At 50.2% G+C, this 13716-nt stretch carries 7 protein-coding genes; 2 read left to right on the top strand and 5 right to left on the bottom strand.

Annotation, left to right across the window (positions count from 1 at the left end; translation table 11 throughout):
- The 5 genes from Q4A89_RS10450 to Q4A89_RS10430 form a co-directional block, all read right to left on the bottom strand.
- Positions 1-1957 (bottom strand): IgGFc-binding protein (locus tag Q4A89_RS10450; RefSeq protein ID WP_303185393.1); only part of this gene is annotated, 1957 nt, incomplete at its 3' end.
- Positions 1958-2302: 345 nt separating this feature from the next.
- Entirely contained in the window at positions 2303-5770 is a 3468-nt protein-coding gene (locus Q4A89_RS10445; RefSeq protein ID WP_303185391.1) for a tetratricopeptide repeat protein, read from the bottom strand.
- A gap of 202 nt (positions 5771-5972) precedes the next feature.
- Complete coding sequence (locus Q4A89_RS10440) at positions 5973-6680, bottom strand: response regulator transcription factor (RefSeq protein WP_303185390.1); 708 nt, start codon at positions 6678-6680, stop codon at positions 5973-5975.
- Between the two features lie 34 nt (positions 6681-6714).
- Positions 6715-8661 (bottom strand): tetratricopeptide repeat-containing sensor histidine kinase, encoded by a 1947-nt coding sequence (locus Q4A89_RS10435; RefSeq protein WP_303185389.1) that lies wholly within the window; start codon positions 8659-8661, stop codon positions 6715-6717.
- 86 nt (positions 8662-8747) lie between these two features.
- Positions 8748-10703 carry a tetratricopeptide repeat-containing sensor histidine kinase gene (locus tag Q4A89_RS10430; RefSeq protein WP_303185388.1) on the bottom strand — a complete coding sequence of 652 codons (1956 nt, stop codon included), beginning with the start codon at positions 10701-10703 and terminating at the stop codon, positions 8748-8750.
- 434 nt (positions 10704-11137) lie between these two features.
- On the opposite strand from Q4A89_RS10430, the gene gpmI reads away from it, so the two are divergent.
- Positions 11138-12670 (top strand): 2,3-bisphosphoglycerate-independent phosphoglycerate mutase, encoded by a 1533-nt coding sequence (gpmI, locus tag Q4A89_RS10425; RefSeq protein WP_303185386.1) that lies wholly within the window; start codon positions 11138-11140, stop codon positions 12668-12670.
- Positions 12671-12773: 103 nt separating this feature from the next.
- Complete coding sequence (locus Q4A89_RS10420) at positions 12774-13346, top strand: DUF3109 family protein (protein WP_303185385.1); 573 nt, start codon at positions 12774-12776, stop codon at positions 13344-13346.
- The last annotated feature ends 370 nt before the right edge of the window (positions 13347-13716 follow it).

The raw sequence follows: 13716 nt of genomic DNA, 5'->3' as shown, positions 1-13716 counted from the left end.
GAGTCGTGTCGCAAGTCACCTCGTTAGCCCCCGAACCGGCTGTAGCAGAAAGGTGCAACGTGACCTTTTTAGGCCCCGTAGAGTGCCAAACAACTTTGGGACTTGCCGCAACCGAAGTGGAAGGTGTTCCGCCCTCGAAGGTCCACCGATATTTTAGCATGCTGGCCAACGAAGGATTGGCAGTGATACCGAATTGTTGCGGCACGCTGATCTTGGCCGGTTTATTGGGCTTCCGCTTAATCGATGCGGAGAAAGCCAAATCAATGACCCAGCAGGTATCGGTCAATGTTTGAAATTCCTGATCCATTTCCAGGATATACATCCCCGGTGTGCGGGCTTTCAGTACACTCAGGTCGGCTCCTTGTCGAATACTGCTATCCGGCAAGGTCCATTTATAATTGGCCGCATATCCTCCCATCAGAGTGACAGGTCTGGGCTTAGCCGCACAACGATAAATTGTATCCGGATCGAACTTCCAATCACCGAATGCCGATAGATACCCGAAGGTAGCATAAACCTGATCCAAACTTCCTGAAAAATATCCTAATGAGAATACGGATTCGGAGTTGGAGATCGTGATCACTTGATTATCGGCTGCCACCGGGAGGGTGGCACGCAAATAGCTCCAGCCGGCAATACCCGGTACCCGACCGGTCTGTGCCGGTGTCGCACCTACAGTAGGGATTCCGCAGTGTTCCATCAAATTGTAGATATTGCCTCCATACATGATCTCGAAATACTTTTCGCACGTATCCCGAAATACCAGAAAAATGGCATTTCTCTCAGTTGGCCCGGGAGCCGGAAACTGATAAAAAGAGAGTTTACTTGCTGATACACTGTAGATACTGGGTAGTACGGCACCTCCGGGGTGATAGCTTTGCGCCGTAGTTTGAAGGCAATAAGAAGGCTTCGTCGTTTTAATACTTACGGCATAGGGAGCCGTGTGCAAATCTCCCATCGAATACGAGGTACCTTGTCCGGCATTCAGACCGGAAGCCAATGTTTGACTTGTGCCATCGGGTAAGTTGACTTTAACGTCTGTTCCGTCTTCCGTAGCCATAATATAAACACGATCATCCGAATAGCTTGGCCATCCGGTCGTAGCCCCTCCTTTATCCGAAAATGCTTTAACAATTGGGAAAAGCGTACCGACTTTATCTACCGGAATAATTTGATCGGCAATCATATCGTGGTTGGTTACCTCTTCGGTCGAAGATACGGCAACTGGTTTATCTGACTCTATTTTTGTTCCGGCGAGCGTATTGAATACGCCCGGTGTACCATGTCCTTTTTCCAAATATTTAATCACGTCGCCTTTGCGGGGTAGAGTTACCGTATACGTTCCCGCAGGAATATCTGCGGTTGCAGTGCCAGTGACTGTATTATATTCTTTTACACAGTCCCGCGTCAACGTAACGGTAACGGTTGTATTATCCTCTGTGGCAACGATGTCGATCTGATCGAAAGCATGGGGATAGCTGTTTCCTGTTCCCGGATCGCCATTGATATAAAAACCGTCGGTTGTTTGCGGAACAAAAAATTTCGTACCTAATGCAGCTTTGCCTTTCAGAGCAAAAATATCTTTTGTTGCATTGGCATCGAAAAAATAATAGGCGATCAATTGTTCTGTCGATTCGATGTGGATACCTCCGGCTACCACGTTTCCGGCATCGATCATCATATTCTCCACATTCGTTGCGGAGAAAGGCTGGTCGATGACACGACGCGCTCCTTCGCCGGGGCCAATGTTGATCGTTTCCGTAAGCCCCGATTTGTAATAGGTAATTGTAACCCTTGCCGAATTAACTTGAGAGGTATTTGTAAACACAAATCCTCCATTGTTCAACGTTGAAATCCCGGATTGTGGTGCTACAAACCAGAATTCGGTATCTTGTGCGCTAAGGCCGGTTAAGGCACATAGGCACATAAACAGAAATAAAAGTCTTTTTTTCTTCATAATGTTTTTTATTATTATACGATTCTCTAAAAGTATGTTGAATAGACATTGTTGCTGTTAATTGCCTGCAAAGTTAATTGTTTTAATAGTAGAATGCGGTTGTGTGTACTTATATTAACATAATGCGGATGCTGTACATTGGTGAGTTTTATTGGATATTGTATTGTTATTTGTTGTTTATGAGACATATGACATTCTTGCGTGTAGACTCTTGCCTGTCCTTGCCAATAAATAGCGACATCCTGATTATGAATATTTAACCCTTTCTCGGTGCTTTGGCTGGTTGTAAGCAATCCGTTCATCGGACGGATCTTATCACGTTCGAAGCTAAATCAAACCGCTTTCTTACTTCCGTGTGCGTGCTTTGCGGGCAGCATCCTTTTCTTTTTGTGCTGCCCTGCGTGCCGCTTCTTTTTCTTTCTGACGCTGACGGTTGGCTTTTTCCTTTGCTTTCCGCTCTTTTTCTTTCTGCTTCAGTCGTTCCTTCGCTTCCTTCGCTTTTTGGCGACGGAGAGCCTCACGCTCTTTCAGAAGTTGCTTTTTCTGCCTGGCTGCTTCTTTCCGCTTCTCTTCGAGCGCCTTTTCTTTTTCTTCCTGCTCGAGGCGTTCTTTTGCTTCAACTTGTGCACGACGCTTCTCCAAATATTCGAGGGTGATTTCTCTCGGCTTCACAAGAACGGAATCTTGCGCCGTCGCGGCCGTGTCTGGAGGAACGATACGTTCTTCTTCTGTGACAGCTTCCTCTTCTATTTTTTCTTCCTCTTGCTCCTTGACCTCCGGGATGTTTTCTTCCTGTCGCTCGGCCTCTTCCTTCGCTTCCCTGACAGGTTCCTGTTCTTCTTCGATGGAGGCCTCTTCCGATCGTTTGATCTCTTCTATGGTTTCTTTTTGCGGGATCGTCTCCTTTTCGGGCGCTTCGGGTATCTCGGTGACCATATCGGCCGCCTGTTCCACCGCGATATCTTCGCGTGCCGTCTCCTTCTCATCGGCCGCTACCTGCATCCGCCAGCGGGCTACGAGTTCAGGAGCCTGCGCTCCGTAATTCTCGGCAAAGAATGTCATGTATTCTTCGAGGGTCTTGCCGTGCAGGAGCGTCTCGTAATTTTCGTCGGAGAAGGGGAAGAACGACACGGCACGGTCGATGGCCGAGGCATATCCGTCCGGCGCGTAGATCATCGTGTAATACTCGAGCGTCTCCTCCAGACTGTTGAATCCGCTTACGATCAACATGCTGAACGATCCGGCCTCTTCCATGCTCAAGTCGAAGCTCTTGACCTCGAAGTGGGCGAAATTGTACGCCGCTACCGCGTAGAGCAACTGGTTGCGGTCCACGGCGCCGGTCGGATAGAGTAAGACCATACGGTGTGGCGACTGCGGGTTGTCGACGAACTGCCGAGCCGAGTCGGCGGCCGACAGCTGTCCGTACTCGTCGAGTCCGAAGCGCAGGTTCCACTTCATGCCCGTCATATTGCCTTGCACCAGTTTGCGGCCGCGCAGAATGCCTTTGAGCATCTCGTTGGCCAGCTCCGTCACATCGGCTGACGGATATTTCTCGACCAGTTTCTGCAAAGCGTCTTTGAAGCCGGCGGCATCGCCGGACTGTACGTACGTGAGCGCCTCGATAAACATGAATTTGGGCATCAGCGTGGCCAGCGGATACGTCTTGCCGAAATGGCGGTAGCTGCGTCGTACGAACGAGGTGTCGTTCGCCAAGTAGCGATTATACGTCGTTTCGTAGAGCGAATCCTGTACCCGGTCCATCATACGGATGTTGTATTCGTAATTCGGGTCGGCCACGGCTTTGGCATAATCGCTTTCGGGGAATACCTGCATCAATCTGTTCTTGTATTCCGTTTCTAACGGTTTGTCTTTGTATCGAAGCCCCATCAGATACGACTGGAAGTAATAATCCATCCGATATTTGTTTTCCGGGAAACGATGCTCCAGTTCCCTGAATGTCTCGACCGAAAGCTGTTTGTTTTCTAACTTGTCCTTGTAGATCATGCCCATGTTGAACAGCCCGTCGGCAATGATAATGTTCGAGGCCTCCACATCTTCTTCCGAGAAGGGGATTTGTTGCAGATAATATTCGCGCGACTTCGGGTCGGACGAAAGAGAATCCATTACCAGTTGCATCGAATCCGCGGGCGCCTCGATCGGGTTGCCTTCTTCATCGAACTCCATCCGGCTCTCTTCGCCTACGTGCTGGTTCTCGAGCGGAGAGGCCATACTCATTGCCTTGTCACGCCGACGCCAGTCGTCCTGATTGACGCGTTTGCCCCATTTGTTCTGGAACTGTGTCTTGCCCTGCGCCACGGTCTGGTCGTTGTAGAAGTAGAACGAGCTACCTCCCGAATTGACCGAGAGCGACTGAAGATTGGCTTGCATGTTCGGACGTTGACCGAAGCCGCTGCCTCTTCCTTCCTGCTCGGCCAGATAGCGTTCCCGTTCCGCATCTTCGGCTTCTTTTTTCTCTTTTTCCTTTACTTCCTCGATGATTTTGTCGATCACCGCCAGCCGTTCTGCTTCCGGCAGCTTGGCCAGCGCCTGCAAACTGTCTTGCAGATGCACGGCCTCGACATGTACGACCAGTTCGTCGAGTACGGCCGACAGCAGTGCCACACGCTCGTAATCCTTATATTCTTTCCGGATGCCGCTCAGCGCTCCGCTGAAACAGGGTTGCGCCTTTACGTACTCCTTTTGCGCGAAATAGATATCGCCCAGTTTGATCTGGCAGATGGCGAGATCAAGGCCACCCAGCGTACTCTTTTCGATGCCGAGGGCATAGTTCGTGATCGCGTTGGCCGTATCGCCGCGGCTCATATACGCATTCCCGATAGCCGTATAGACCTGATCGAGAAAGTCCTTATTTTTGTCGCTCTTGGCCATGCGATGCAGCATCTTCAGCACTTGCGGGTAACGGCTGGGCGGAAGAACTTCGGCCTGCCGGATACGCGCTGCGAACTCCATCTCGTACGGAGGATTCGAGGAAGCCACCTTGCCGAAGGTCTGATAGGCTGCTTCGTGTTGTCCCAATTCCGTCTGTAACTGTCCCAACAGGTAGCGCATGCGGGTACGTTGGCGGCGATTCTTTTCCTGCCCGATCACTTTCTGCAATTCCGGAACGGCTTCTTCAAACCGTCCGCTTTTCACGAGGTAATCGGCATAAACGCGGTCATATTCTTTTTGGTTCGATGCCGGGAAGCCGTTTTCTTTCAGGCGTGCCAGCGCCGTTTCCGTTTCGTAGAGCCAACCCAGTTCGGCATAGCATCGTGCCTGCCAGATCCGCGCCGCAGCGACCATCTCCTTGTCTGTGGCATAGTGACGGGCGATGTACGAAAATGTAGCCGAGGCCTGCAAAAAGTCGGCATTGTAGAACTGACCCTGTGCGATAAGCATCCAGCAATGTTTCAGGAACGGATTGTATTCTTCTTTGTTTTGTAACGCCACTTGTTTCGGGTCGTTACGCCATCCTTCCTTGCGTGTCGGCTTTTTTCGGATAGAATGTTGTTTAATCGCCTTATTTCCTTTCTCAATCGCACGGTCGAACGGGCCGCCCGTCTCGTTCTTGTCCTTCGGTTTGGCGCTGATCGGATAGAGGAAGATGCGTTCGGTATAATTCTCCTTGTAGTTGTTGTGCATGTCGGCCAACTGCTCGTCGAACGAAGTCTTACCGTTGAAATACGTGTTATATCGGGCGGTAAAAGCATGCCACCGGCGACTGGCCGCCGTATTCTTCTTCGTACTGCACGCTCCCAGCAAGAGCAATGCTGTCCCCACCCATAATAAGTAAATTTTGTACTGTCTTCTCACGTTTTCTGTCACTGTCTATCCTATCTATAAAATAACTGATTTCTTTTCGGTTTATTGTTCCGTTATGCATAAACCTCTAAAAAACATGTGAGCCGTCGTCAGGATGACTGCTGTATCGAGTATCGTCTCATGGTTCGTTTAGATCCGGCTTGCTTTCGGATAAAAGAAAGAGGGCGGGACAAGAATGCCTGATTTTGAGCTATTACAGTTTTACGATTCCTTCCCGGATCGCGTATTTGATCAGATCGACACTGCGTGTGAAGCCCAGTTTGTTCAGAATCGTACTTTTGTGCGTATCGACGGTACGCGGACTGACCTTCATTTCAGCTGCAATCTCTTTGATCGAAAGCCCGTCGCCCAGCAGGGTGAGTACCATGATTTCTTTTTCCGAGAGCGGAGTATTAAATACTCTGGTTTCCTGATTTTTACGACAAAAAAATCTTTTTTTCTGTTTCGGCTGTTCCGGCATGTAACGTTGCCGCAGATAGATATCGTACATCATTTTCGAGACGCTGTGACCATAGTACGGATTGCCCTGGTAGACCGTCCCGATGGCTCTCAACAGATCTTCTTGTCGTCCCAGCTTACTCATATATCCGTCTACGCCGATATCCAACAGTTCGGTGATCAGTTCTTCCGACACTTCGGACGAAAGGATGATGATTTTGACGGCAGGGTAATTTTTTTTCAGGCGTCGTGCAATTTCGACTCCGGAGATGTCAGGCAGCATAATATCCAGCAGCACAATATCCGGAGGTGTTTCTTTTTCGAGTAAGGCAAAAAACGCTGCGCCCGATTCCGCTTCATATGCCACATGCAGTGTAAGCGTATCGCTTTCGCGAAGTGTGGTGCGTATTCCCAGACGAAAAAGTTCGTGATCATCTACCAATGCAATACGTAAGGCGTCCATATCTTTTCTGTATAAGTAAAGGGGTGTTTTATTTTCAGCAATTTACTTTATTCAGTTCGAAACTCATGCAGGTTCCTTCGCCGTTGCGACTTTCGATTACGAGGCTGCTACCGTTGCGGCGGAGGAAGTCTTTACAGATAATCAGTCCCAGTCCGCTGCCTCTTTCACCCTGTGTACCGGCCGACGAGCCGCCGGATACTACCCCTCCGCGTATGGCTTCGACTTGTGTTTCCGTCAGGCCTGTGCCCGAATCTTTTACGCTGATGCGGACGGATGCCGGCCGGTCGACGGCCGAGAGATGTATTTCGCTGTCGGGGTGTGAGAACTTGACGGCGTTGTTGATCAGATTACGCAGCACGGTCGCGATCATTTCCCGGTCGCCCATGACGTAGCAACGTTCGGGCATCTCGGTCGTGATGCGTATGTGTTTGTTTTCGGACGAGATACCGTAGAGATCGGCTGTTTCGGCGATCGTTCGCGTGATATCGAAAGGGATAGGAGCGTATTTTGCCCTTCCCGTCTGTACCTGTGCCCAGCTGAGCAGGTTTTGTAAGAGTCCCATCTGCGACTCGGACGCCATCCGGAAACGTTCCAGATAATCCAGCAAGTTGTCCGTTTCGTAGGCGTCATAGTTGGCGATCAGGGTGTCGAGCGTTGTTTTCTGTGCGATGACCGGCGCTTTGAGGTCGTGCGAGATGATGGAGAAGAGTTTATCTTTCGTCGCGTTGGCTTCGGCCAGCTGCCGGTTTCGCTTGCGTCGCTGTCGCAGCAGCAGGTAGAGCATGCCACAGAGCAGCAGGGCGAATACGGTCGAAAGAGCAAACAGCATGCGGTGCAGCTTCGTCCGCTCAATTTCGGACTGCTGTTTCTGTATGTGAAGTTCTTTCTCAGCCGTTTCGTATTGCACACTGAAATTATTCATTTGTCTTTCCGACTCTTCTCTGAATATTTTTCGTTGCAGGTCATAACTTTTCTTTTTGTAATTAAGCGCCTCACGAGGTAAATCCGACTCCAACAGTTCAGCCAGTTCATCGTATGCTTTAAGTAATTGGATTGAATTTTGCGTTTGCTCTGCCATTGCAGCCGCTTTCAGCAAACTGGTTTGCGCTTCGTGAAAAGCCCGTTTCTGTCGGAGTACCCGTCCGAGCAGATTGTAACTGATGGTGAGTGAAACTTGTTCGTTATGTTTTTGCAATAATCCGATAGCTTTCCGGATATATGTTTCGGCCTGATCTATTTTATTCCACCCCTCATATGCCGCCGCAATCTGCGACAGACGTTTGGCCGCTTGCAGCTCACGCTCACCCTCAATATCGAGACGATATGCCTTTTCCCCCATCTCGACGGCTTTTTCGTACTGTCCAAGAGCCGTATAAATCTCCGAAGCAATACCGAAACGTGTAGCCAACTTACGCGGACGATCCAATTGTTGTTCTATTTCGATGGCGCGCAAGATATACTTTTCGGCCATTTCGGGTTGTCTGTTTCCCAGATAGAGCGTGGCTAAGTTATTGAGCGATGAACTGAGTCGATCATCGTCGCCGGTTTGGAGGTCATACTCGTAATTTTTACGCCCGTAGTTCAGGGCTTCTCCCATATTACCAATACGATGATAAGCGATGCAGAGTACGGAATAGCATGTAGCGGCATCTTCGTTCATCTGCCTCTGTTCAAAGATATGCGCGGCTTTTGTAGCAGCCGATATGGATTGAGCGAACTCACCGCAGTCATAGTAATACTCACTCATGGCTTCCATCATATAAGCATCGGCCACCGATCGTTCCATTTTACCGGAGAGTTGCATCAGCGTATCGATGTGTTCCCTACGGTACAGCTCTTCGTACAGGCGGTTAGCTATCGCTATACGAGCAGATGATGTAGTACGGTTGTATTCGGCATACAAAGAATCGATATGATTCATTCCCCAAACACGATCGATGTAGAAGAACAACAAAAGTATGACGCAAAAGATTGTTTTCATAGTAGATGCGTTTATGTGCTCACAAAGATAACGTAAATTTCGAAGATTCATACCTGCGGGAAAAGAATACAACAATTCTGCGTTTTTCAGCAATTTACTTTATTCAGTTCGAAACTCATGCAGGTTCCTTCGCCGTTGCGACTTTCGATTACGAGGCTGCTACCGTTGCGGCGGAGGAAGTCTTTACAGATAATCAGTCCCAGTCCGCTGCCTCTTTCACCCTGTGTACCGGCCGACGAGCCGCCGGATACTACCCCTCCGCGTATGGCTTCGACTTGTGTTTCCGTCAGGCCTGTGCCCGAATCTTTTACGCTGATGCGGACGGATGCCGGCCGGTCGACGGCCGAGAGATGTATTTCGCTGTCGGGGTGTGAGAACTTGACGGCGTTGTTGATCAGATTACGCAGCACGGTCGCGATCATTTCCCGGTCGCCCATGACGTAGCAACGTTCGGGCATCTCGGTCGTGATGCGTATGTGTTTGTTTTCGGACGAGATACCGTAGAGATCGGCTGTTTCGGCGATCGTTCGCGTGATATCGAAAGGGATAGGAGCGTATTTTGCCCTTCCCGTCTGTACCTGTGCCCAGCTGAGCAGGTTTTGTAAGAGTCCCATCTGCGACTCGGACGCCATCCGGAAACGTTCCAGATAATCCAGCAAGTTGTCCGTTTCGTAGGCGTCATAGTTGGCGATCAGGGTGTCGAGCGTTGTTTTCTGTGCGATGACCGGCGCTTTGAGGTCGTGCGAGATGATGGAGAAGAGTTTATCTTTCGTCGCGTTGGCTTCGGCCAGCTGCCGGTTTCGCTTGCGTCGCTGTCGCAGCAGCAGGTAGAGCATGCCGCAGAGCAGCAGGGCAAATACGGTCGAAAGAGCAAACAGCATGCGGTGCAGCTTCGTCCGTTCGATTTCGGACTGTTGTTTCTGTATGTGAAGTTCTTTCTCGGCCGTTTCGTATTGTATCTTCAGGTTGTTCATCTGTTGGGTCGTTTCCATGCGGTAGAGCGAATCGCTGAGTGCGAAGTTCCTTTCCATATAGCGGAGCGCCAGCGCCGGGTTCGTTTCTTTGTAGATCGTATACAAGCCTTCCTGACAGCTTCTTTCGATATCTATGGCCCCTGTTTCGCGGGCTATTTTTTCGGCTTCTTTATAATAGGCGGCAGCCTCTTCCGGTCGTGATGTAAGTTGTTTCAACCATCCTAACTGTCCGTAGGCGATGGCCAGCGTGACCTTATCCCGTGCTGTTTCCCGAAGGGTTTCGATCGCCTGACGGTAATAGCTTTCGGCCTCCTTCCATTTGCTCATTTGCAGATAAGTATTCCCGATACTCAATTGCCGGATCGGTATCTTGTCCGTCCATCCGTTTTTCGTGTCGAGGGCCAACGCTTCTTCGAGCAGCGGCAGCGCCTTTTCGGGTTGCTGCATCTCGGTATGCAGGCCTCCCAAATTACCCAGACGGGCGGACAGCGCCGACTCGTCTTTCTGCGCGCGCGCTATATCTACCGCCCTTATATATAAGGTAAGGGCCAATGAATCGTTTCGCATATGATGGCAGAGGTTGGCCATGCTGTTACAGGCTCGTCCCAACATAGCCGGGTCGTTTCGCTGTTCGGCGATCGTCAGTAAAGTCTGCATGTGTTCGAAGGCTTGATCGTATATGCCCAGACGGGTGTACGACGCGCCGATAACGTGCAGCACATCCGTCAGCGTAACCGTATCCCGTAGCGCTTTCGCCCATCGGTAACATTGTTTCATGCAGTCGATGCTTGGCTTGAAGGCCGAATGTTCATAGAAATACGTGCCTGCTTCGAGGTAGACGAGCATCCGGAGACTGTCTTCCGGGGTATGCGCGGTAAACGGATGCTTCCACTCCGACGATCGCTGCGCATAGAGGAACGTCATCAGCCGGTTGGCCGCATGTAATCGTTTGGAAGGTGACGGCTCCTGTTCGAAGAGAGTAAGCAACGAATCGGCCGTTTGCTGCGAGGCTGCCGGAAGAGCTTGCAAGAGACAGAACAATATCATGTATCGCAAATGTTTCATCATCGTTATGCTTTGTTTTTTAATTCCCTTTGTGTCCGATTTTTCTGTTGATCATCGACCCCGCAAAGGTATGACTTAAAATATCTCGTGTCAATGAGTAAATTACTCAATTTTCAGTTTGGAAGAGTTTTTTCTGTTTAACATTCCGCCATCAGCACTCTCCGTTCAGTCGTTACGTAGGGACAAACCTGCAGCGCATCGTGCGGCGAATTGCGTCTCTACGATGCAAACCATAGTCATTTCACCTCGGCACAAAGAAGGGCAAATACGTGGTTTCTCCCTTATATTCATAAAACAATCAAACGAAAACAATCAACCGCCCGCAAGGCATCGTCATTCGTAATTGTTCATTCAGGCCGCGGTGCGATGTCCAAAAAAAATCGTACCTTTGTCGGCTGAATGATAGAGACAAAAAACAAACCAAATTCAAAAAATCAATGAGTAAAAAAGCGATATTAATCATTTGTGACGGCTGGGGAATCGGCGACAAGAAGAAAGACGACGTGATTTCGTGCACGCCCACGCCTTATTGGGACTATCTGTTGGAAACGTATCCGAACTCGCAGCTTCAGGCTTCGGGCGAAAATGTGGGACTGCCCGACGGCCAGATGGGTAACTCCGAGGTCGGACACCTCAATATCGGCGCCGGCCGCGTAGTTTATCAAGACCTCGTGAAGATCAACAAGGCTTGCCGCGACAACAGCATTCTGGAAAATCCGGCCATCGTCCGCGCCTACGAATATGCCCGTACGACAGGTAAAAATCTTCATCTGCTCGGACTGACATCGGACGGAGGCGTACACAGCTCGCTCGACCATCTGTATAAGCTGATCGACATCGCTCATACGTACGGAATCCAAAACACATTCGTGCACTGCTTTATGGACGGACGCGACACCGACCCGAAAAGCGGCAAAGGATTTATCGAACAACTGACGAAACACTGCGCGGAAAAGACGGGTACGGTGGCCAGCATCATCGGACGGTATTACGCGATGGATCGTGATAAGCGTTGGGATCGCGTCAAAATGGCCTACGACTTGCTGGTGGAAGGCAAAGGTAAACCGGTGACGGATATGGTGCAGGCCGTACAGGACTGCTACGACTCGGATTCGGAAGCGCGTAAAAACACGGACGAATTTATGGAACCGCTCGTCAATACGACTGTCGACGGACGCATCAAACCGGGCGACGTGGTGATCTTCTTCAACTTCCGCAACGACCGTGCCAAAGAACTGACCATCGTACTGACGCAACAGGATATGCCCGAAGAAGGCATGAAAACGATTCCTAACCTGCAATATTTCTGCATGACCCCGTACGATGCGACGTTTAAAAACATGCACGTGCTTTTCGACAAGGATAATGTGGAAAATACGATGGGAGAATACGTGTCGTCCAAGTCGCTGAAACAATTGCACATGGCCGAAACGGAGAAATACGCGCATGTAACGTTCTTCTTCAACGGAGGCCGTGAGAAGCCGTTCGAAGGCGAAGACCGTATCCTCGTGCCGTCGCCCAAAGTGGCTACTTACGACCTGAAACCGGAGATGAGCGCCTACGAAATCAAAGACAAGCTCGTAGAAGCGATCCGCACGAACCAATACGATTTCATCGTCTGCAACTACGCCAATGGCGATATGGTGGGACATACGGGCGTGTACGAAGCCATTGAGAAAGCGGTCGTAGCCGTCGACGCCTGTCTGAAAGAAACAGTCGAAGCGGCCAAAGAAGCCGGTTACGAAGTGATTGTGATTGCCGACCACGGAAATGCCGATCACGCGCTCAACGAAGACGGCACACCGAATACGGCGCACTCGCTCAACCCGGTACCGTTCGTCTATGTGACCGAGAACAAGGCGGCCAAGGTCGCTGACGGTATTCTGGCCGACGTGGCTCCGTCGCTGCTTCATATCATGGGGCTGGAACAGCCGAAAGAGATGACGGGCAAGAACCTGATTCAGGATTAAGACAGTCTCAGTAAACGCATTTCAACGTAAAAACAGAAAAGGGTGTGTGTCATCGGGCCGGCCGGAAGATCGGCCTGTGAACACACTTTTTATCCATTATCCGATGATACAAATCGACGATACATTAGTCAGCTTCGACTTGATTGAACGCTCATTCTTCTGCGACCTTGCCAAATGCAAAGGCGAATGCTGCGTCGAAGGCGACGCAGGCGCACCGCTCGAAAAGGAAGAGTTCGACATCCTCCGCCGGATTCTGCCCGAAGTATGGGATGACCTCTCTCCGAAAGCGCAGGAGGTCATCAACCGTCAGGGAGTCGCGTGTATCGACGCGGACAGCGACATGGTCACGTCGATCGTCGACGGCAAGGATTGCGTCTTCACGTATTACGACGCCGACGGCACGTGCAAATGCGCCATCGAAAAAGCGTATCGCGAAGGACGTATCGACTTCATGAAGCCGATTTCCTGCCACCTCTACCCCGTACGTATCACACAACACAAACATTTCCGCGCCGTCAACTACCACCGCTGGAAAATCTGTCGTGCGGCCGAAGTGCTGGGCGAACACAAGCGCATGCCTGTCTATCGTTTCCTCCGTGAACCGCTGATCCGCTGTTTCGGAAACGAATGGTACGAAGCCCTCGACGCCTGCGCCAAAGAACTGGAGAAGAGTTGAGGTGTTTATAGCCCTTCGGGCGTTGAGGTGTTGAGGTGTTTATCCGAACGCAAACGACGCGAATGATCGTAAAGTGAAAAACGAAAAGTGAAAAATGGAGACCTTGCGGGCGGTGATTTGTTGAATTGTTTAGTTGTTTATCCGAACGCAAATGACGCAAATAACCGCGAATCAACGCAAATTAAACTTGTGAAACTTGTCATAAACTTGCGAAACTTGTGGTTAAATCTGAATGCTGAAGCTGATGGCTGACCGCTGAATAACAATTAACCATTGACAATTAATTTACGCCCGAAGGGCTATAAACAACTCAACAACTCAACACCCGAAAGACTGACCGCTGACTGCTGAATGACCATTAACAATTGAC

The organism is Tannerella sp. (assembly GCF_030528505.1).
Lineage (GTDB): Bacteria > Bacteroidota > Bacteroidia > Bacteroidales > Tannerellaceae > Tannerella.
The sequence above is the reverse complement of the archived record's forward strand: the minus strand, read 5'-3'. Positions and strand labels throughout refer to the sequence as shown.